Origin of the sequence: Bdellovibrio sp. HCB-110 (genome assembly GCF_047323225.1) — a bacterium.
In the GTDB taxonomy this organism is placed as follows: Bacteria; Bdellovibrionota; Bdellovibrionia; order Bdellovibrionales; family Bdellovibrionaceae; genus Bdellovibrio.
In genome coordinates this window covers 743899-764824 of sequence record NZ_CP178750.1, presented here as the reverse complement: position 1 = coordinate 764824, position 20926 = coordinate 743899, and the positions used below count along the sequence as shown (strand labels likewise).

The following is a 20926-nucleotide window of genomic DNA, read 5'->3' as shown; positions in this document are numbered from 1 at the left end:
CTCTACAGAGGGCCTGAAAAGGATGCATGTCTAGGGAAAACCTGATAGATATTGGGGACCTATGACAAATGCAAACAACACCCGTTCAAACCCCTACAATCCCGTAAAACCTGATGTCCAACTTGCAAAGCAAGAAGAGACGATTTTAGATTTCTGGGATCAAGAGAAAATTTTTGCACAATCACTCGATCCAAAGGGCAAAAAAACTTACAGCTTTTATGACGGGCCTCCGTTTGCAACAGGTCTTCCTCACTACGGTCACTTGCTTGCCGGAGTTTTGAAGGACGTTGTTCCTCGTTATTGGACAATGAAGGGCTACACTGTGCCTCGCCGTTTTGGTTGGGACTGCCATGGTCTTCCGGTAGAGTATGAAATCAACAAGACTCATAAAATCGAAAGCCGCAAAGACGTTTTCAAAATGGGCGTTGCTAACTACAACGATGCTTGCCGTTCCATCGTGAAACGTTATTCGACAGAGTGGAAAACCACTGTTCGCCGGGTAGGTCGTTGGGTGGATATGGAAAATCCATACTTCACAATGGACGTGTCTTTCATGCAGTCCGTGTGGTGGGTGTTCCAAGAGCTTTTCAAAAAAGGTCTGATCTATGAAGGTTACAAAGTTGTTCCTTACTCTGTAGGGATCTCGACGTCTCTTTCTAACTTTGAAGCGAACCAAAATTATAAAATGGTTCAAGATCCTGCGATCACAGTCATGTTTAAGTTGATCAATCAACCAGACACCTCTGTGCTTGCTTGGACGACAACTCCTTGGACTCTTCCTTCGAATTTAGCTTTGGCTGTGGGCCTTGATATCGACTACGTCAAAGTTCAGGAAAAAGCGACGGGTCGCAAATTGATTCTTGCGCAAGCTTTGCTTCCTTCTGTGTTTAAAAAACCAGATGAAGAAGTGGAAGTTCTGCAAATGATGAAAGGAAAAGAGCTAGTCGATTTGACTTACGAACCTCTTTTCCCTTACTTCGGCGATCGCGCTGATAAAGGTGCTTTCCGCATTATCTCTTCTGATCACGTTACTACTGACAGCGGTACGGGCGTTGTTCACATGGCTCCTGCCTTCGGTGAGGAAGATTACTATGCCTGTGCCAAAGCGGGCATCCCGATTGTAAATCCTGTCGATGACGATGGTATGTTCACAAGCGAAGTGCCGGACTATGCAGGAAAACGCGTGAAAGATGCCGACAAAGATATCATCGCGGATTTGAAAAAACGCGGAAATCTTTTCAAACAAGATACGATCCAACATAGTTATCCGTTCTGCTATCGTTCGGACACTCCGCTGATCTATCGTGCGGTTTCTTCTTGGTTCGTGGCCGTTGAAAAAATCAAAGAACAGTTGATCGCCAACAACCAAAACACGACATGGGTTCCGGATCATCTTCGCGATGGTCGTTTCGGAAACTGGCTTGAAGGCGCCCGTGATTGGGCGATCTCTCGCAACCGTTTCTGGGGGACTCCACTGCCAATCTGGAGAAACTCTGAAGGTGAAGTGATTTGCGTTGGCTCTCGCGCAGAGCTTGAGAAATTGTCTGGTCAAAAAGTCGACGATCTTCATATCGAGTTTGTTGATAAGATCACAATCCCTTCGCCAACCGGCAAATCACCACTCAAACGTGTTGATGGCGTTTTGGACTGCTGGTTTGAGTCTGGATCTATGCCTTACGCTCAATGGGGATATCCTGAAACTTCAGTAGAAGATTTCAAGAAGGCCTTCCCTGCTGATTTTATCGCCGAAGGTTTGGATCAAACGCGCGGTTGGTTCTATACACTTTCGATCATCGGAACGGCTTTGTTCAATCAAGCACCGTTTAAAAACGTTGTTGTGAATGGTCTTGTCTTGGCTGAAGACGGTCGCAAGATGTCGAAGAGCTTGAAGAACTATCCGGACCCCATGGAAGTTTTAAATCAGCACGGCGCGGACGCTCTTCGCTTGTACTTGATCGATTCTCCAGTGGTGAAAGCGCAAGAATTGAAGTTCTCTGAAAAAGGCGTTTACGATATCGTTCGTAAAATCTTACTCAGATGGTGGAATTCTTATTCATTCTTTGCAAACTACGCGAACATTGATGGCTTTGTACCAAAAGGTGATGCAAAAAAATCTCCAAACATCTTGGACCAATGGGTTCTTTCTCGTTTGAATGGTTTGATCGCAAACACACATAAAGAGATGGATGCTTACCGCTTGTACAACGTGGTTCCTCATTTGCTTCAATTCATCGAAGATTTGACGAACACCTACATCCGCTTCAATCGTTCTTTGTTCTGGCAAGACGGCATGCCCGAGACAAAACGTTACGCTTACGAGACTTTGCATGAAGTTCTTGTGACGTTGTCCCGTTTGATGGCTCCTTTTGCTCCGTTTATGTCCGAAGTGACATATAAAAACTTGGCGCAAGTTCTTCCGAACAAAAAAGACTCCGTTCACTTGGAAAGCTTCCCGAAAGAAGATCTTTCTATGCTTCGCCCTGAATTGGAAGAAGCTGTAAAAGCGATGGATACACTTGTGACATTGGGACGTAATCACCGCGAGAAGATCGCCGTGAAAGCGAAAATCCCATTGAATGAAATCAAGATCATCCACAGAAACCCGGAGCTTCTAAAAACGCTTAAGATGTTTGAGCCGTTCTTCATTGATGAATTGAACTTCCGTAAAGTGACGTATGATTCTCACGAAGACCAATACGTGCAAGTGACTGCGAAAGCGAACTTCCCTGTATTGGGTAAACGTCTTGGGCCTAAAATGAAAGCTGTGGGCGGCGCGATTCAAAAATTGGATTTAGCTGCGATCTTGAAACTTGAAAACGGTGAAACGATCCAAGTTGAGGGCGAAGACATCCAGTTGTCTGACGTTGAAATCCGTCGCGCCCCTAAAGGCGATAACGCGAACTTGTCTGTTCACCAGATCGTTTCTATCGAGGTGGATCCAACCGTGACTCCAGAGCAAGAACGTGAAGGTTTGGCTCGCGAGATCATGCGCAAGGTCCAAGTGGCTCGTAAATCAGCGGACTTTAAACTTGATGACAAGATCACGCTTGAGATCGCTTGTACAGCGACTCTGCGTGAAGCTTTAGCGGCTCACAAAGACATGATCGTTGCAGAAACTTTAACAGTGAATTTGAAAGTTTCAGACGTGGCAGTGGACCCCAAAGGCACCCACACAGAAGCTTCCGATATTGACGGCGAAGTTATTAAAGTCGGTGTAACCGCTCTGCCTCGCTCGTGAAAAAGCTCGGGGAAGATTTCGCATTTTCGTCCATAGGTTTTGTCAGGACTCCGTTCAAAGACAAGTTCGGAGTTCCTCGCCAACCGGGCCTTGCGGCTCAAGCCAAAGGGGTGATTAAAATTCACCCCGATCCTGATCTGAAAACAGCTCTTAAAAGTTTAGAAGAATTCAGCCACTTGTGGATTGTATTCGTATTTCATGAACACGGCGGAAAAAACTGGAAGCCCAGCATCCGTCCTCCCCGCTTAGGTGGAAATCGCAAAGTGGGAGTTTTAGCTTCTCGCTCTCCTCACCGACCGAATCCCATTGGTATTTCCGCAGTTTCTATTGAAAAAATTGATCTTGAAGCCGAAGGCGGTCCGGAAATTTATGTGGGTGGCGTCGACTTGATTGATGGCACGCCGGTTTTAGATATTAAGCCTTATATTCCTTACGCAGACTCCATTCCTGAAGCGAATGCGGGATGGGCCTCTGGAGATATTCCCCGTTATCCTGTGAAGTTCACAGACGACGCAGAAGCCGAAATTCTTAAAAGAGATCCTCATGGCGAAAAGAATTTACGGGCGCTAATTATTGATATTTTAGAGCTAGATCCACGCCCTGCATTTCAAAAACGCCAGTTGCCTGTCATAGAGCAAGAAACCTGGGGCACTCGCTATGGATTTGATGTCATTGGCAACGATGTAAAGTATGAAATCCGCGAAGGGCATTTCCTGGTCTATGCCTTGGGGTACAATAAATCATGAACGAAATCAAAACTCGCCTGCTTAAGTTTTATGAAGCCAATGAAGCAAAGATGGATATCGCCTTTTTCCTCGGCGGTTTCTTTTTTGACGTTCTCACCTTGTCGGATGTGGATGATCTTTTGGGTGTCGCCCAGCAAGTTGTTTATCTTTTAACTCTGGGCGCGATTCTTTATTTTGATTTCTTAGGCACTCACGGACTTTTTCAAATTCCAAAACGCCTTGAGAGAGTCTGGAACTACCGTCAGTTGATCGTGCACTTCCTTTTGGGAAGTCTTCTGAGCTTGTACTCATTATTCTTCTTAAAAAGTGCTTCGCTCTGGTCGTCCCTCATCTTCATTTTGTTATTGATGGGGCTTATGGTCGCCAACGAGCTAAAACGTGTTCAGCAAAGCGAGATCAATATTAAGATCGGTCTTTACGTGATCTGCGTCTTCTCGTTTTTCTCGATGCTTGTGCCCGTTATTCTTGGGTTCGTTGGTATTGTTCCGTTTCTGCTTTCAATTGCGCTAACAGGCTTTACTCTTTACGGCGTCTTCGCGTTGTTACGTAGAAAGATTCAAGACGTCAAATTACTTCAACGCAGTCTTGTCGCACCTGGCGCTACGGTCCTTGCTTTGTTCTTTGTGTTTTATTTTATCGGTTGGATTCCGCCCGTGCCGCTTTCGATTCAGAATATGGGCATTTATCATATGATTGAAAAGTCAGAGGGAAATTATATCGTCTCTTCTGAAAAACCTGCGTGGAAGTTTTGGCATACCGGTGATCAGGATTTTAGAGCGGAGCCCGACGATAAGATTTATTTCTTTGCCCAGATTTTTTCTCCGGCTCGCTTTAGCGACTCCGTGATCCTTCACTGGTATTATAAAGATCCCAGAGCTGGCTGGCAGACAACGGATCGCATCCCAATGAATATTACGGGTGGAAGAAAAAATGGCTATCGCGGATTTGCCTCCAAACAAAATTATTCTGAAGGCGAATGGCGTATCAGTGTAGAAACAACGGATGGGCGCGAGATCGGTCGCATTTACTTCACGGTCACAAAAGTCACCGACATCACGCCAGACCGAGTTTTTTATAAAGAGACTTTCTAAAGCTTATTGTCCTTAGGCAAAGACTCGATAACTTTTTTAATTTCTTCTTGTGAAGCTGGAACATAATGCAACTCTTCACCATTCTTACGCATTTGTTCTAAATCTAAAATAGCACCCGGCTGTAAATTCTCGCCTTTCCCCGTGTTGCCTTTGACTGCATAGATCACCCAGCGCGGACCTTCCATTGAAAGAACAAGATAGGCCGCATCGGAAACTGCAAGAACTGAATGAGCTGCAAGATGGGTCATCGAACTGTAGCCAAGCACCACTCCTGCTCCGACTGTATAACCTGTCGGAACAACGATGGACTTTCCCATTTCATACACAGCAAGTCCCCCTCCGACAGCCGTAGAGCCCACCGTTCCGCCGACTAAAATAACGCCCGCAGAAGTTGCACTCACCACATGAGATGCTACTTGAGCCGCTTCTCCGCCAATATAAAGCGCAGCTCCTGCGGCAGCTTCCCCCGCACCATAAACAGCTCCAACGGCCGTGCCCCCAACAGTCACGCCCGTCATCGCAATAGGAACACCAATATAATAAAGTCCCTTGGAACCGACATATCCACCGCCTTGAACAGTCACTGCGGCAACTTTGCCTCCACCTTTTACCAAGGCCGATCCTACTTTACTTCCCACATACGAAGATCCCGCAAGAACTTCAGAACCGATCAAGTCTGCTCCCGCAATAACACCCGCTAAACCTGCTTCAAGAGTTGGCGCTACAACAGCACCTGTCATGCGTGCTCCATCCCATGTAAATTGCACCGCTGTTTTTGTTACTGCGACTGTACCGTCTTTAGCGAGCAATACTGGATATGCAACGCCATTTACAAAAATATATCCCAAAGAGCCGTATGTGACTTTTGAAAGAGGCGCAACGACAGCATCATAAAAAAGTGCTTGAAGAACCCAACGACTCGCTTTCAATGTGGCGAGACTGATTCCTTCTGTTTCTATAGATTCGGAAAATTCACTCTGAGCATTCTCTAAAGAATTTCCGATATTTGAAAAGTAATTCTGCCCAGATGATTTTACCAAAGTTTGCATTTCTTGAGAATGTTTGCTCTGCCATTTTTCGTTCTCCGAAAAATCCTCCTTCATCTCAGAGAAATACTGATCCGGACTCTTACCCGAAGGGTACTGCTCCCATTTGTCCGGAAGTTCGATGTAACCTTTTACAAACTTATTCTTTCCTTCTTGCCAGTGTCCAGCACTTCGTACGACGGATTTGTCATGTGTTTCCTTAGCAAACTGCACACCTTTTTCATTCAGGGACTTCGCCGCATCAGCGGAGGCCACGTCTATATTTTTACCAGACTGCTGAGACCAATCATTGAGTTCGACTGAGTACTCTTGCATGCCTTTTTTGACAGTTTTTGAAAACTGAAAACTCGCCCCGCTAATTCCGTAAGCATCTCCTGCAGATTTTAGGATAAGAGTTTTAGAGCCAGGACGACTCGTCTTTGTGATAACCGCCGCTAGCTTTTCTCCAACTCCATAAACATCCTTGCTAATTTCGTAAGATTTCTTGGTCCCATCGGAGATTAGATAGACGGCACTTTGCGCATTCTGCAAAGAAAGCAAAAACGATTGATGCGCACGAAGACCAACAAACTCTCCGGCGACATCAACTGCACTAGGTCCCGGAGGAATAAGTTTGATTTCCGTACTCGGAACCTGAAAGGCGCCATTATGATATAAATTAAGATGTCCTTCCTTAATAAGCTTCGAAGAGTTCTTGAGAGGATGCTCAGATTTGGAAGTGGTCGAACACGACGTTAACAGAACTGCCGCCACTGCAAAAGAGATATACTTACAAATCACGAGGCAACTCCTTTAAAACTTTTTCGACCTGTTCAGGGGACGCCTCAATGACTTCGACTTGAACACCTTCTTGTTTTTTTAGCTTCTCAAGATCTACGACAGTACCCACCGGAAGATTCGTTGAACTAGACAGCTCGTCACCTTGAATAAGATTTCCGCTAGCTTTTGCAATCACCAGACGAGGTCCATCCCAAGCTAAGAAGAAAACTGTATTTGCTGCTCCCAAAACTACGTGAGTTGGCAATGCCGTGAGAGCATTGTAGCCCAAAACCACTCCTGATTTTAGCTCAAGAATTGAAACTTCCGCCGAAGTAGCCAATACGTCATAAGTTACAAGTCCACTGTACTTGGCACTTTCTATGGCCGCATTCGCCACCGTACCGACTGTTGAACCTGCTGGCTCCACAACATTAACTGCCACCTGATTTAAAAGACGAAGTCCTTCACCTCCACCTTTAACAACGGAAGCAGAAAGCTTTTGTGCAGAGGCGAGACTTATCAACAAACCAGATTCGAGTGTGGGAGAAAGAACTTTATATCCCATCTTACCAGTATAAAAAACGGAGAGCCCGACAGTCTCAACAGTTCTCCCCACAATGCTAAGAGTTTCGCCGCCAACTAGGACTGCCGTCTTTACAATATACTCTTCGCCCAGATGAATTCCTCTCACCGTGGATTTTCCTGCTGGCGCAAAAACCGCATGATAAATAGACTTCAGATATCCCCAAGAAATATCTCCCAAAGCGACAAGGGTGTTTGAACGCGTTCCGGACTCTTGATATTCCTTATCGAATTCCTCAGCAGCCTTCTTAAATCCCTGAGACCACGCACTTTCGACTTGGGGTGCTTGCTTGCGAGTGATATCTCGACTGAGGCTTTGAAGGTTTCCATAGTCAGATTTTAAATTCGTAAAATACTTTCCAGGAAGACTCACTAACTCTTGACGGTCGTCAGCCGTTCTTTTGACAAGAGAAATGTTTCCATAAATAAATTCCTGCCACGCTTTAGAAGCATTCACTGAGGCCTTGGTATTTAACTCATCTTTTATGTTATCCGTCTGAGCTCTGATATTTTCTGAACGGGCCCGACCTTTTTCTTCTGCTTTAAGATCGGCAGCTTCCAAGTCAGTTTTAAATTGGCTTATATTTTCTTGGCGCGATTCATTTCTCTGCTTCAAAGAAACTTGTAAACGAGTCAACGCTGAACCCGCATTTTCAATTCCGTTTTCCTTTGCATAAGAAAGAGCTTTCTCACTCGAAGTTACTAAAAACCATCCCTCTTTATAAAGATTGTTGTGACCTCGCAAGTTCGCCATCGTAACAGGAATGACCTCAGCGACACTTTTTTTATTCACATCGGCGGCCATGCTTAAATGTGCTATGAAGACAAGCTCCAGAAACATGATAGACTCTCCTCTAGGGAAAGAGTCATTGTAGAATAGGCTCCTGGATAGCTGTCAAGCCGCTGAGGAGAGCTTAAGAAAGGTAGTGTTTCAGATTACTTTCGTCCGCAAGTAATATGCGTAAGGCTAAAGATCGCTTCGCTTTTGATCTCTTTAAAGAGTTTTAGTTCAAGCGTTTTTTCAACGAAGGTCATCTTTGCAGAGTGACCTTGTCTTAAGGCCTCTTTGGCTTCGAAGGTAAAGAAAATATTATTCCAGTAAGTATTCCCAGAAAAAGCGGCTTTGCTTTTCGCTTCTTTTTCGACATCCACTTTAGTCATTTTAAAGTCAATCACCGCGAAGTTTTTCGAAGGACTCATGTGCTTGCAAACAGCATCTGCAACACCTGCGGCAACGGCATCGGCATTTTGATCCTCCTCAACGCCAAAGAACAAACGCTGACGAGCCCCCGCTTCTGACATAAAAGTTTTTAAATAGGGATTATTGATCATCGGACCTTTAATAAGGTACTGCTCTAAGTCGCTGTTTCTATCACTGGCTACAAGAGAAATATCAACGGCACCAAATCCCACGGCGTTTACGCCGAGATTACTTTTAAACGTAACGACTTCACCTTTGAATTCACTAGCAAGATTGAGAGGGACGGCTTGAATATCCGTCATCGCTTGTGCACTAGCAGAGGCTGCCACCATCAAAGCAACGATAAGGCGTTTCATATACACTCCCAAATAAATGACTTATTGGAAATTTAGGTGCAAGCAAGAAGCCGGATGATAGCCAATTAAAAGGGACTGGCCGGCAGAGGGGTGTATAAGATCTAGTCAGTGCCTCATTTTGCTATTCCGGTGTCCGCTTGGAGAAACCATATTCTCTGGCATCTTATCAAGAGGACCTCTAAATACGCCGATATATTCTATATGAAGGACTTGCGCGTTCCACACCCTTTCAAGCGGTTCACGCTGCTCATTTTAATTCTAATTGCGTTGCTGCCATTTCAGAACTGCGGCGGCCTGCACACTCTTGATCCTGCTGTAACAACAGACCAGACAGGAAATACCGAACGTGGAAATGACTCTGCATCACCTCTCACTCCTTCTTTAACTCAACCACCCTTTTTCGTGGCATCGAACAGTGTCGACAGATCAGGATTTATCTTGCCAGCGGCAGGCCAGGTCGTGGTCCCAGCTTTCGGCAAGGATGAGCAAGGACGGACTCGTGGAATTTTTTATTCTTCCGACGGTCAGAAGGTCTTTGCCTATGATACCTCTGGCAAAAACATCTGGACTGTAAGTCGGAAAAATCTCGGCGTCGTTCCGAGTCTTGATTGGAACAAGGATGGCATCGCAGATGCTTTTGTCAGTGAACGCATAGATACTTTAACCTCCGTTTCTTGTTATGATAATAACGGAGATATCGCAACAACAACATCTGCCCCATACACATGGTTGCATCTTCTGAACGGACTGGATGGCAGTGTTCTTTACAGCATTGGTTCTCCTTTACCTGATTTCTGCTGGTCCTCACCTTCAGCGGGACCGACTTTACTTCCGCAATGGACACCGGTGAGTTCGATTGCGAGTCAAAAAGACGGCGCATTCGCGGTCGCACCCTATTACGCAACCCAATCCTGGATTTTTCTGCGCGATTCGCAGGGACAGGTCAAAGCTCACTCACAAACCTACCCCTCCACCTCCGCCTTCGCGGCATATGATCAGGCGCAAACTGTCGACCCTGCAGGAACCGTCAAACATTGGACGAATGCTCATGCCTTCAATGGTCTTTTCTCTCAAGGACAGTTCGGTTATTTCACCAGTGGACGCTACGCAAGTTTCCATTTAACTGAATATTCATCCTCCCAACTTAGCTTCGATGTTCCTTTCCAACCATCCGGTCACACGGAAGGATCCGGTCGCAATTACGGTCTCGTGGCCAAAGATCCTTTTTCGTCGCGGGTCAGCCTGATCTCAGGTTGTTCTGTGTATTCGCTTTACCAAGATTTACTGAATGGAAATATAAGTTATGATCCGTATTGCGGGATCAACCGTCATTTCACGATGATCGATACCAGCAGTGGTCAATTGATAGGATCTCGCTTTTACTCATACGTCCATAACGGAGGCACCGGCGCTTCGAATTACCTAGGCCGGGTTCTTTATCCATCGAATCCTATTTTAAAAAGCGCATCCGGTCCATCGCACTTGATCTATAATGTCTATGAAAATGGCTATTGGAATATGCATATCTCCCAGCCGGGTGTAACCGAAGATCTTTATCTTTTAAAGCACTACGTCGTGTGGGACGTGATCGATATTGATGGGGACGGCGCAGACGAAATTCTTTTTTCTCCGACTAAGCTTCCTTCTCAGCCGGATGTTCCCGGTTATTACTTCCCGCAGTTCACCACGTACGTGGGGCATTTCAATCAGGCCAAAGAACTCGTGATTCTGAAAGAGTATAAGGACCGATTACCTCTTCTGGTGCAAAGTCCGAAGCGAGATTCGGTTTCTAGTTCAGAGAATGCGTTGATGTCAGCGGTCCGAGTTCTGGGAAAAACTAAATCGTTCTACATGATCGACTCCAGCAAAAAAACACTTGAGCAGGAGTACGAATGAAGAACCTGAGCATTCCACATCCTTTCAAGCGGTTCTCAGTCCTCATTTTAATTTTGATTGCGTTGCTGCCCTTTCAGAACTGCGGCGGTCTGCACACTCTTGATCCTGCTATAGCGACAGGCGAGACATCCAATCCCGATAAAACGCCCGGAAACAGCACGACACCGGATGGTGGTTCGTCAACTCCCGTGAACAGTAAGACGTGCGGAGGTTTGAAAAAATTCATTTACACGCAAACAAATGCCATTCCACTTCAATGTTCCAGTGGCAGCAGTGACGTCGTCCTCTTCGATGTCCAGGTTCCAGCGGAGGGTCGCGCCTTCGCACGCGCTTCTTTCAACATTTTCAACTTCGCACCTGCAGGTGATCCACTCGCTGGTTCGCACTCGTGGTCAGGCTTTGCTTCCACAGGTGACACTTCATTCCCGCAAAGAATTGGCGGCGGTGCGGGACAAACAATTTGTCCTGGTCAATCACTCCAATCGCAGCAGATTCTGTCCTACGGTTTACTCAATGCAAATTCCAAATCCGTGCGCATGCAGCTCCGTCAGTATACGACTCTCAATTGCACCCACGGTTCCCTCATCATTCAACCTGGAGCGCAACTCGAAGTGTGGGTGGAAGATCCTAACTGTCCAGGATCAAGTCTTATGACTGCGAGCTACTTCCGTGACGTGCGGGCGCTCTCAGGTGTTGAAACTCCCTTTGCGCTGACGACCAACACCCAAGATGTCGTTTCAACAAATATGACCCTCAGTGAAGCGAAGACAGCTCTTATCTATGGCCAGATGGAAGCTTCCATGCCTACAACCACCAATCGTTGCGGAAGTCAGTACGAGACGGCGGTCGCAGCCATCGGCTTAAACGGTGGCTATCAAAATGCTAGTACCAGCGGCTGGCCTGTTTCCGGAGGAGAAACACATATCGCTCTTTATCCGGCGGCGTCGCTTTCTCTTTCGGCGGGTTCACATCGAATCCATCTCGCGGCTGCCGTAAACCAATCGGCGAACTCCGGCCGCGCTCAAGCAGGCCTTGATCACTCCGCAGATACTATCGTCGGTGTTATTCTCAATCCCTCATCGGCCACTTTGTCTGGGAATGTCCAGCTCGGACGTCCTCACAAGATCCTCACACTTGGGGATTCCATCACATTAGGTTATGAGGACACCAGTGCCGCCGCGATGAATGGCGCCAACGGAGGATATAGATATTTCCTCTATCATCATCTCGCCAACCGAGGTTTTAACGTCAATTTCGTCGGAAGCTTTGAGGCCGGCCCCTCGGATTTACCTCAGAAAGCGAATGAAGGACACTCCGGATGGAAGATCAATGACATCATGACCGGAGTTCAGCAATACGGATGGGTGCGCAACACCAAACCTGACGTGATTCTATTGCATATAGGAACAAATGATTTTTTTCAAAACTATGATCTACAAAACATCCCTGGGCGCTTGAGCGCACTTTTAGATCAACTCCATACGGATGCACCAAATGCCAAAATCCTTGTGGCGAAAATCGTTCCGATGCCATTGTATCAAAACTATAATGCTTACGTCGCAGACTATAACAACTCGATCGGGCTTATCGTCGCCCAGAAGCAATCACTCGGTCGCGCCGTCTATAGCGTGGACATGAACAGCGCACTCTCTAATGCCGTCAACTCACCGGATTTTTGCGCCGATCAGGCCCATCCGAATCGTCAAGGCTACGCCAAGATGGCTGACGTTTGGTTGACCGCTTTGGTACAACTTCTATTTTAATTCAAATTTACGAACGCAAGCTCTTGCTAAACTCTCTTAAGGGCCTCATCAAGATCATTGATGATGTCCTGGGCGTTTTCCAAACCGATACTTAAACGAATTGCGCGAGGGTCGATACCGCTCTCGCCGCGTTTTTCTGACGGGATCGCCGAGTGAGTCATGAAGCCTGGAACTTCGATCAGAGTTTTCGTCAGTCCCAAACTCACTGCCAAAGTGATTGAGTAAGAATGTTTTGCAATATCATCAACAAACTTCTGACACTTTTTCATGTCGCCTTTAAGTTGGAATGAAATCATTGTGCCTGGAGCAAAATTGTCCTCTGGAGATTTCAAATATTTCTTAGCTAATTTGAATTGTGGATGACTCTTCAAGCCTGGGTACGTGACACTTTGAACCTTCGGATGTTTTTCAAGGAACTGCGAAATTTTAAGAGCTGTATTTTGTTGTTGTTCAAAACGAATTGCCTGCGTGGAAATACCATAAACCAAGATATGCCAAGCCGAATACGGATGAATAATCGCACCGAAATCCTTACGAGCCACGCGTAAGATACTTTCATGGGATTTCGGAGCAATAACCGCTCCACCCATTTCTGTTCCAAAGCCTGAAATATTCTTCGTTAAACTTTGAATCACGAAATCAATACCCCACTCCATCGGACGCAAAGCCCAGGGAGTGGCAAAAGTATTATCGACAACAGTGTAGATTTGACTTTCTTTATCGCGCTTTTTATTGGCGACTTTCACAAGGGAGGCGATTTTTTCAAGATCAGCAATTTCAAGAATCGGATTTGAAACCGATTCAAAATAAACAACGCGTGTCGCGGGATCCGCCAATTCTTTTTCTAAAACTTTAAAATCGTTTACATCGATCAAAGAGTTTTTAATTTGCAAACGAGGCAACCAGTTCGTCAAAAGACTGTAAGTACATCCGTACAAAGTTTTATGGGCGACAACTTTGTCTCCAGCTTTGAGCAAAGACATCAATGTGGAAGCAATCGCGCCCATACCACTTCCGAAAGTAACAGCGCACTCCCCTTTTTCTAAAAGAGCCAATTGGTCTTCCAACATTTTCGTAGTGGGTTCTTCCAAGCGATCATAAATCCAAATAGGCTTGTCGGTTCTTTGCGCGCCAAAAGTGCTAAAGCCTTCCGCACCACGCTCCAGAGAATCCAAACGGAACGTCGTCGAAGCCGTCATCGGCGGAATCAAGTGGTGAGAGAACTCCCAAGATTGCGATAAGAACTCACCGTGAATAGCTTGCGTACGTGGTGACTTCGTCGATTTTTTCGGCGTCTTTTTCATGGAATCCCTCACTTTTTCGATGAGGGAAATAGAGCACATATTCTAAGGAGAGGAAAGGAAAGAGCCAATGCCGCGACGTATCTTTAAGCTTTGTCGCGCACACTTATGAAAAAATACTGCGCTCCAGAAACTGATGAGAGTTCCAACTCCCCTCCACCTTGAATCTTAAGCGTGTCGCCAGTTCCCACACTTTGTTCAAGAGCGGAAAACTCTCCTGTCGCAGCAAAAAGATAATGAGTCCCGGATTCCAGAAGTACTTTCAAGGACTTCCCTGCTTTGATTTCCTGAACTGTTAATTCAGCAGAGATCCGATCCCGACGGTAAATGATGCCAAGATCAAGAACCTCCCCTTTCACCAAACGACTTTCGATGGGAGTTTCTCCGGAAAAAGCCAAAGGTTTTATCGGAGAAAGTTTCTGGTCATTTAAAAAAAGACCCTCTCCCTTCCAAACAACGAGCCAACGGTCACACCCCGGAAAATTTGAAAAAGGGGACGAAGTTTTCACTGTCGCCGAACTCACTCGCCACAGAAATTCTTCGCCAGGAAACGCCGCACCCGGCGGAAAGATATCGATCTGGGCCGTTGAGCCTAAACCGTTTTTCCATGGCATGATTTGGTAATCGGTGCTTTTAATTAATTTCGTATCCATATGCATTCTTATAGCCAAACGAAACGCTTGTTGGAAGAATTCTTTTTGGAGTTTAGAAATGAAAATCTTAAATTTAAATTCTCTAGAACATCGCGAACTGGAAATTAAAAGAACGGGAGAGAAGCTTTCGCACTCTTCGGTATTAAGCGAGCTGATAGATTTCACACAGTTTTTTACTTCTCACGAAATCATTCCGCCGGGTCGCAGAGCTTCGTCACCTCATTCACACAGTCACGAAGAAGAGATGTTTTTGATTCTTGAAGGCAACCCTACTTTGCATCACGGAGAAAAGTCTTATGATCTTTCTCCAGGGGACTTTGTCGGCCTTCAACCCAAAGATCCACTCCCGCATCATTTGGAAAATAAAACAAATCATGAAGTCCGCGTGCTCGTCATTCGCTCCAACTCTGGAGCTGATGAAGTTATCTACAAACACAACTCAGAAAACCCAATTCCGCACCTTGAAACCTCCAGACTTGCACTTCGCCCTTTTGCTCTTTCAGATGCGAAGGACGTTCAACGTATGGCAGGCAGTAGCAAAGTAGCAGAAATGACGGCTCTCATCCCCCATCCTTATCTCGATGGCATGGCGGAAAGTTGGATTTCAACCCACGCCGATCGTTTTTGCAAAGGTTTGGCCGTGGACTGGGCTATGACGTTGAAAGACACAGGAACTCTTGTTGGTTGCATCAGTCTTGGAATTTCTCAAAAGCATCAACGTGCTGAAATCGGCTATTGGGTCGGTGAAGAATTTTGGAATCGCGGCTACTGTTCTGAAGCAGCTACCGCTGTCATTGATTTTGCTTTCAAAAGACTTCAGCTTCGCAAAATCACTTCTCGCCATATGGCCCACAATCCGGCTTCAGGAAAAGTCATGCAAAAAGCCGGAATGACCCAAGAGGGTTATCTTAAAATGGATTTTAATAAAGATGGACGTTGGGTGGATATGGTTGTCTACGGAATTACCAACGAAAACGTACCACAAACATAGACCATTGGGCCGTCCAACTTATTTTTGATTAGTTTAGGACGGCAACGTAGTACAGTTATCATATGAAACAAATAAATATCCTTCTTTGGTGCGTTCTAGTAGCTGGATGTTCTTCTTTCTTAAAAAGACAACCTCAGTCTGAGATGTCGCGCTCTGCTTGGTTCTTTGAGGAAACTTTTTATCGAATCAATGAATCCTTTGTCGACAGTGTCTATTTGCGAACCGGCTATTATCTTGAAAGTGAAGGCGCACAGTTTAAAGGTTGCGTTTTGTATTTGGAAGGCCTCGCTGATTCGGTTGCCAATCACAGTGCCTTGTTCAACAAACTCAGCCTGGCTGGATATCGTGTCGTTTTCTTTGACTACATGGGACAAGGTGGTTCGAAAGGCTCAATGAACAACACGCGCATCTTGTCTCCGGTTTCTCCGTCTCTACAAATTTCCGCCCAAGCGAAGTTTGTGTGGCAAAGATATTCGGATCGTCGCGATGAAGTCTTTGGGCGCGACTGTTCACAAAGTAAAAAGATGGTTATGGGCTGGTCTACAGGTGGACTTGCAACTTATGGCTTAGCAAACGAAGAATGGGCTGAGGCCGTGGTTCTTATTGCTCCGGGAATTCATCCTAAAAAATTTGTCGGCGAAGCTGCAACATCACCGAAGTTGATGTTCACATTGGATCAAGTTATTTCTGAAAGAACTTTGACTCGAAATAAATTTGAGAAAAGCCATAATCCCCATATTGATCCCATCAAACCGGTTTCCCCGGCGGTCGTTCCACTCTTTGCGACAAACTTGCTGCTTTCATCTGAGTTCTCGCAGGGCTGGGAGATCTCCAAAAAAATTCCTGGCCTGGTTTTCTTATCGGGCCTTGAAGACACCTATGTCGATCGCGCCGCGACTCAGAAAACTTTAAAAAAGAAAGCACCCCACTTTCAAGTGGTCGCCTACACTGGCGCCCTTCATGAGATCGACAATGAGATTCCTGAAGTCGCCAACGACATGTACGAAAAAACTGTGCAGTTTTTTGATTCCGTTTTCGCAACTCGTCCTTAAGAAATCAATTCATTAAGGGCCTCTGCTATCGCCAATTCGTGAGGTGGGACCACCCGTCCCCCATCAAAACAATTCTTCGCACATCAAAAAGGAAATTCCTCGCGGGAGATTCCTGAACTGTCATGCAAATTTTCTGTCAAAAAACTTGCTTTCATAAATAATTTATGAACTAATTAGTACATTAATGGAGATGACATGGCCAGACCCAAGGACCTCGGTCGCAGAGAAGAAATTCTTAAGTCGATTTTAAAGGTGTTCCGCAAACATGGCGGTTGGGATTTGTCTTTGAACGAGATCGCGCGCCAACTCAACACTTCCACACGGATGCTCGTTCATCACTTTGGCACAAAAGAAAATTTGATTAATGAATGTAAAAAAACTTTGGAAACACGCCTGCACAAGGATCTCGCCAGTGCCCCTCCCCATAAAAACTGGAAGAGCCTTGTCTGTCATGTGTGGGAATCTTCACTGCAGAACTCAAACCGGGACGATCGCAGACTCAGTTTGATTTCGACTTTGCAGAATCCCCGCAAGTCCCAAAGCATTAAAGAAAGTGAACGTATTATCGATTCCCTCCGCGAACTTCTCCCCTCCCGATTGAAGAAGTTCGCGGAGGATGTATTTATCTATGCCATGGGCTTAGATCTTTACGTTCTGGCTGGCGGCAATACCGACAAGGCGCTGAGGAATCTGCAGAGCTATCTGCGACGCCTTGAAGAGAAAGCCGCCTAAATATCAGTTCTCCATAAAGGAAACTTTTTTCGGGGCCAGATTTTTATTTCTCTCAAGATGACGGAAAATTTGATCCACTTCTTTTTCAAAAGCCTTTTCGTCTTGGCGCAGACCATTTAAGAACGTACTCCAGTGACGAACAATCCCCGCAAGAGCAATCGTCTCTTTGATTTCTTGCATGGAGGCACCGTTAAGCTTTGCAAACTCCGTATCGGCATACACACAGTAGTCACAAGGAATCTGAGAGGAAACGGCGAGGCTGATCAGATCTTTAGCTTTCCCCGGAAGTACCGTCTTTGGATTCATCTGTAAATCCCTATACTCAGTCCACGCTCCCGCAATCCCGTTTTCCGCGTAACTTTTTGTAAACTCTGGCGTATGCCCCAAGTTGCTTGCCATGTCCTTGTAGGCAGAAGCCGCATCACTCAACTTCGCCGACTCCATTGTCGCTTCCTGTTTCTGATTTTTCAGATGAGCGACCATTTTATCAATTTCACTTTTGAACTTTCCTAAGTCCTGTTGTGAACCCGTCATGTAGGTACTCCACTTGCGAGTCATCGCCGCAACTGCAATGGCCATTTTCATTTCTGAATCTTTCGCACGATTAAAGATGGCTGCTTTTTTATGAAAGTAAACACAGTACCGACAAGGGATTTGCGACGAAACGGCCAGCCCAATGAGTTCTTTTGTTTTGGAATCCAAAGCCGTATCGGGACTCAGTTGAATGGCTTTAAACTCCTCCCACGCTCCCGGCAAACCATCTGGTGGAAACTCTTTCATAAAGGTCGGCACGATCCCAAACATGCCCCGCATTTCAGTCATGATTTTAGTTCGCTCTGCAGAATCCGCGGCAAAGCTGATAGAACACAAAAAGCTCAAGGTCAGGAAAACAATCCATGTCTTCATAAAACACCTCTCTCTTAAGGTGTATTTCGATTCCCCTTACGGACCTTTTCAAGCTCTTTACCGGGGATTTGCAGAGAGTCAGCAGCCATTTCAATAAAGATGTCAGATGCCTTAAAGTCGGGCAGATCTTAGCCTAGTTCGCATATATTGCAGCTGAGGACCAATTAGATCACCCTAAAACAGTTTATTTACAATAAGCTCTTTTCGCTTTCTATCGCCTGTTATTTAAGCTACAACGAGGGCTCCAATATCGGTCTCTCTTGAGTTAATAGCATAGGGCTCATTTCTCTTTAGTAGTACCCCCATCCTAAGGAGGAATACATGGGCAAAAAGTTATACGTTGGAAATCTATCTTACTCTATGGACGACCAGTCTCTAGGTGAACTTTTCTCTGAATACGGAACAGTTGAATCAGCACGCATCGTTACTGATCGTGATTCTGGTCGCAGCAAAGGTTTCGGATTTGTTGAAATGTCTTCTGATGAAGAAGCTCAAAATGCTATCGCTAAATTGAACGGCACGGAACAACAAGGCCGCGCAATGAACGTTTCTGAAGCTAAACCAATGGCTCCACGTGAAAACCGTGGCGGCTTCGGCGGCGGCAACAGAAACAACTCTCGTGGTGGTTTCGGAGGCGGACGTCCTCGCTACTAAGCCCCTCACTTTAAAGGAGGCTTACGATGGCTAAAGACGATTTAGTGACCATCGAGGGGAAAATTTCGAATCTTTCTGGCGGCGGCACCTACCATATTATTTTGGAAAATGGCGCTGAGATCACAGCAAGACTGTGCGGGAAGATGAAGAAGTTTAAGATCAAAGTCGTTGTTGGTGACCGAGTATCTGTAGGAGTTTCTCCTTACGATCCGACCCACGGCCTGATCACCCACCGTCACAAAAATTAGCATCCAGTCTAATGGAAAAGGGGATCTGAATAAGATCCCCTTTTTTTATTGTTTTTCTGCTGCTTGAACCAAGCGCACCGACAGAGTGTCCCCTTGGGCGGCATCCTTGGCTTGAATTTGCTCAATACGATCATTGTAAGCGACAGAGACTTGCGTGCCCTGAATTGCCTGTAAGAGCTTACGATGAAGTCTTTTTTCCTGCTGGGTCGCCTCCTTCACCAATCCGTTAAAGTCACTGACTGCAGCCATCGAAACCGAACTTGAAAAACTGATTAAAACGATTAAGAAGCGCATCCTTGCCCTCCTGTTAAAGTTCCTATCTATAGGAGTCTTGGCGAGTCTCCGGCGGTTAATTTTCCGCGTCCTTAAAATAATCTTGAGCTGACTTCTTTTTAAAGTTCCTCTAGCCTCGATTTTATGAAGAATTCAAAAGCTGGCATGCTCTTTATTTTTATTACAGTGACTTTGGACATGATCGGAATCGGGCTTGTGATCCCATCCCTCCCCGACATCATGAGACGCTTTGTGAGCTCAGAAACTTCGGTGTCTGAATACTTTGGCTACTTTATTGCGCTTTACGCTTTAATGCAGTTTTTAGCGTCACCACTCTTGGGTGCTTTGTCAGATCGTTTCGGCAGAAGATCCATTCTTTTGGTTTCATTATTAATTGCAGGGCTTGATTATATTTTGATGGTTTATGCTCCGACGATTGAATTGCTGTTTATCGGGCGTGTGATCTCAGGTCTGACGGGAGCCAACATCACAGTTGCGATGGCATACATCGCCGACATCAGTGACGACAAAAATCGTTCTGCAAACTTTGGAATGATTGGCGCTGCTTTCGGACTTGGATTTATTATTGGTCCCGCGATCGGTGGACTTCTAGGACACATGGGACCGGAGTATCCGTTTCTTGTCGCTGCGGGAATGAATCTTTTGAATTTCCTTTTTGGTTTGTTCATCTTGCCAGAGTCTTTGCCAAAAGAAATGCGTCGCAAAGTCGATTTGAAAAAAACAAATCCGTTGAGTTCTTTGAAAAAGATTTTCCAAGCCAAACATATTCTTGGTCTGCTTCTGGTGTATTTCTTTTTCCAATTGGCCGGACAAACTCATCCGTCGATTTGGACTTTGTATACAGAAACTCGCTTCGGTTGGACGACGGCAGAGGTGGGAATTTCTCTGACAGTTGTGGGACTTCTTTCTGCCATCGCTCAAGGTTGGCTCACGCGCATTGTGATTCCAAAGATGGGTGAGCATCGTGCTGTTGTCTATGGAGCTTTCGGTTATGCCATAGCCTTTGTTTTATTTGGCGCCGCTACGCAAGGTTGGATGATGTATGCGATCTTGATATTCTCTGCCGTGTTCTGGGTCTCTCCACCGGCGTTGCAGTCTTTGATCACTCATAATACGCCGCCACAAGAGCAAGGAGAGTTGCAAGGAACTTTAGTAAGCCTTAGTTCTCTTGCGGCCATCATCAACCCTTTGGTAGCAACGAAGCTCTTTTCGGTTTTCACTGCAAATCCTCAGGGACTTTATATTCCTGGAGCACCTTATTATTTTGGCGCTTTGATTTGTTTGATCTCATGGATCATCATTGTTAAGCGCAAGACGGCCTAAATCGAGATTGTCTTAATCCTTTGAAAGCTCATTTTTTTCAATGAGCTTTCACTCTAACTTTATTTTTTCAAAATACTACGACTGGTCTCTCGTT

General features: G+C 45.7%; 18 protein-coding genes. 11 read left to right on the top strand and 7 right to left on the bottom strand.

Annotated elements, in window-relative coordinates; translation table 11 throughout:
* The first annotated feature begins 61 nt into the window (after positions 1 to 61).
* From ileS to ACL934_RS03665, 3 genes are read left to right on the top strand one after another with little or no spacing between them, the layout of a single operon-like run.
* The gene (ileS, locus tag ACL934_RS03675) at positions 62 to 3238 is read left to right on the top strand and encodes an isoleucine--tRNA ligase (RefSeq protein ID WP_413613119.1); all 3177 of its coding nucleotides are present in this window, start codon (positions 62 to 64) and stop codon (positions 3236 to 3238) included.
* Complete coding sequence (tsaA, locus tag ACL934_RS03670; protein WP_413613118.1) at positions 3235 to 3984, top strand: tRNA (N6-threonylcarbamoyladenosine(37)-N6)-methyltransferase TrmO; 750 nt, start codon at positions 3235 to 3237, stop codon at positions 3982 to 3984. Before ileS ends, tsaA begins: the two co-directional genes overlap by 4 nt.
* A complete protein-coding gene (locus ACL934_RS03665) occupies positions 3981 to 5075 on the top strand; it encodes a DUF2914 domain-containing protein (RefSeq protein ID WP_413613117.1) in 1095 nt (364 codons plus the stop codon). The genes tsaA and ACL934_RS03665 overlap by 4 nt, the downstream gene beginning before the upstream one ends.
* Here ACL934_RS03665 and ACL934_RS03660 read toward each other — a convergent pair.
* The 3 genes from ACL934_RS03660 to ACL934_RS03650 all read right to left on the bottom strand — a co-directional run bounded on the left by ACL934_RS03660 (position 5072) and on the right by ACL934_RS03650 (position 9019).
* Positions 5072 to 6901 carry a hypothetical protein gene (locus ACL934_RS03660; RefSeq protein WP_413613116.1) on the bottom strand — a complete coding sequence of 610 codons (1830 nt, stop codon included), beginning with the start codon at positions 6899 to 6901 and terminating at the stop codon, positions 5072 to 5074. The two genes, ACL934_RS03665 and ACL934_RS03660, sit on opposite strands and share 4 nt — an antisense overlap.
* Positions 6891 to 8303 carry a hypothetical protein gene (locus ACL934_RS03655; protein WP_413613115.1) on the bottom strand — a complete coding sequence of 471 codons (1413 nt, stop codon included), beginning with the start codon at positions 8301 to 8303 and terminating at the stop codon, positions 6891 to 6893. The genes ACL934_RS03660 and ACL934_RS03655 overlap by 11 nt, the downstream gene beginning before the upstream one ends.
* A 95-nt stretch (positions 8304 to 8398) precedes the next feature.
* The gene (locus tag ACL934_RS03650; protein ID WP_413613114.1) at positions 8399 to 9019 is read right to left on the bottom strand and encodes a hypothetical protein; all 621 of its coding nucleotides are present in this window, start codon (positions 9017 to 9019) and stop codon (positions 8399 to 8401) included.
* A 201-nt stretch (positions 9020 to 9220) separates the two neighbouring features.
* On the opposite strand from ACL934_RS03650, the gene ACL934_RS03645 reads away from it, so the two are divergent.
* Positions 9221 to 10915, top strand: a complete 1695-nt coding sequence (locus ACL934_RS03645; RefSeq protein ID WP_413613113.1) for a hypothetical protein — start codon at positions 9221 to 9223, stop codon at positions 10913 to 10915.
* Positions 10912 to 12678, top strand: a complete 1767-nt coding sequence (locus ACL934_RS03640) for an SGNH/GDSL hydrolase family protein (protein WP_413613112.1) — start codon at positions 10912 to 10914, stop codon at positions 12676 to 12678. The genes ACL934_RS03645 and ACL934_RS03640 overlap by 4 nt, the downstream gene beginning before the upstream one ends.
* 26 nt (positions 12679 to 12704) lie before the next feature.
* Here ACL934_RS03640 and ACL934_RS03635 read toward each other — a convergent pair whose 3' ends face one another.
* Both ACL934_RS03635 and ACL934_RS03630 read right to left on the bottom strand, forming a co-directional pair.
* Positions 12705 to 13982: a trans-sulfuration enzyme family protein gene (locus tag ACL934_RS03635; protein ID WP_413613111.1), complete on the bottom strand. Its 1278-nt coding sequence runs from the start codon at positions 13980 to 13982 to the stop codon at positions 12705 to 12707.
* A gap of 83 nt (positions 13983 to 14065) precedes the next feature.
* Positions 14066 to 14632 carry a HutD family protein gene (locus ACL934_RS03630; protein ID WP_413613110.1) on the bottom strand — a complete coding sequence of 189 codons (567 nt, stop codon included), beginning with the start codon at positions 14630 to 14632 and terminating at the stop codon, positions 14066 to 14068.
* 58 nt (positions 14633 to 14690) lie between these two features.
* Here ACL934_RS03630 and ACL934_RS03625 point away from each other — a divergent pair, with 58 nt between their 5' ends.
* From ACL934_RS03625 to ACL934_RS03615, 3 genes are all read left to right on the top strand, one after another.
* Positions 14691 to 15623, top strand: coding sequence for a GNAT family N-acetyltransferase (locus tag ACL934_RS03625; RefSeq protein ID WP_413613109.1), 933 nt, complete (start codon positions 14691 to 14693; stop codon positions 15621 to 15623).
* A 62-nt stretch (positions 15624 to 15685) separates the two neighbouring features.
* Entirely contained in the window at positions 15686 to 16675 is a 990-nt protein-coding gene (locus ACL934_RS03620) for a serine aminopeptidase domain-containing protein (protein ID WP_413613108.1), read from the top strand.
* Positions 16676 to 16870: 195 nt separating this feature from the next.
* Positions 16871 to 17407 carry a TetR/AcrR family transcriptional regulator gene (locus tag ACL934_RS03615; RefSeq protein ID WP_413613107.1) on the top strand — a complete coding sequence of 179 codons (537 nt, stop codon included), beginning with the start codon at positions 16871 to 16873 and terminating at the stop codon, positions 17405 to 17407.
* A 3-nt stretch (positions 17408 to 17410) separates the two neighbouring features.
* Here the strand turns inward: ACL934_RS03615 and ACL934_RS03610 are convergent, their stop codons facing one another.
* Complete coding sequence (locus ACL934_RS03610; protein WP_413613106.1) at positions 17411 to 18313, bottom strand: carboxymuconolactone decarboxylase family protein; 903 nt, start codon at positions 18311 to 18313, stop codon at positions 17411 to 17413.
* 321 nt (positions 18314 to 18634) lie between these two features.
* Here ACL934_RS03610 and ACL934_RS03605 point away from each other — a divergent pair, with 321 nt between their 5' ends.
* Together ACL934_RS03605 and infA are read left to right on the top strand one after the other, a co-directional pair.
* Positions 18635 to 18967 carry an RNA recognition motif domain-containing protein gene (locus ACL934_RS03605; protein ID WP_374077759.1) on the top strand — a complete coding sequence of 111 codons (333 nt, stop codon included), beginning with the start codon at positions 18635 to 18637 and terminating at the stop codon, positions 18965 to 18967.
* Positions 18968 to 18993: 26 nt separating this feature from the next.
* Positions 18994 to 19215, top strand: coding sequence for a translation initiation factor IF-1 (gene infA, locus ACL934_RS03600; RefSeq protein ID WP_374077756.1), 222 nt, complete (start codon positions 18994 to 18996; stop codon positions 19213 to 19215).
* A 45-nt stretch (positions 19216 to 19260) separates the two neighbouring features.
* Here the strand turns inward: infA and ACL934_RS03595 are convergent, their stop codons facing one another.
* Positions 19261 to 19509, bottom strand: a complete 249-nt coding sequence (locus tag ACL934_RS03595) for a hypothetical protein (protein WP_374077753.1) — start codon at positions 19507 to 19509, stop codon at positions 19261 to 19263.
* A 123-nt stretch (positions 19510 to 19632) separates the two neighbouring features.
* On the opposite strand from ACL934_RS03595, the gene ACL934_RS03590 reads away from it, so the two are divergent.
* Positions 19633 to 20832: a TCR/Tet family MFS transporter gene (locus tag ACL934_RS03590; RefSeq protein ID WP_413613105.1), complete on the top strand. Its 1200-nt coding sequence runs from the start codon at positions 19633 to 19635 to the stop codon at positions 20830 to 20832.
* The last annotated feature ends 94 nt before the right edge of the window (positions 20833 to 20926 follow it).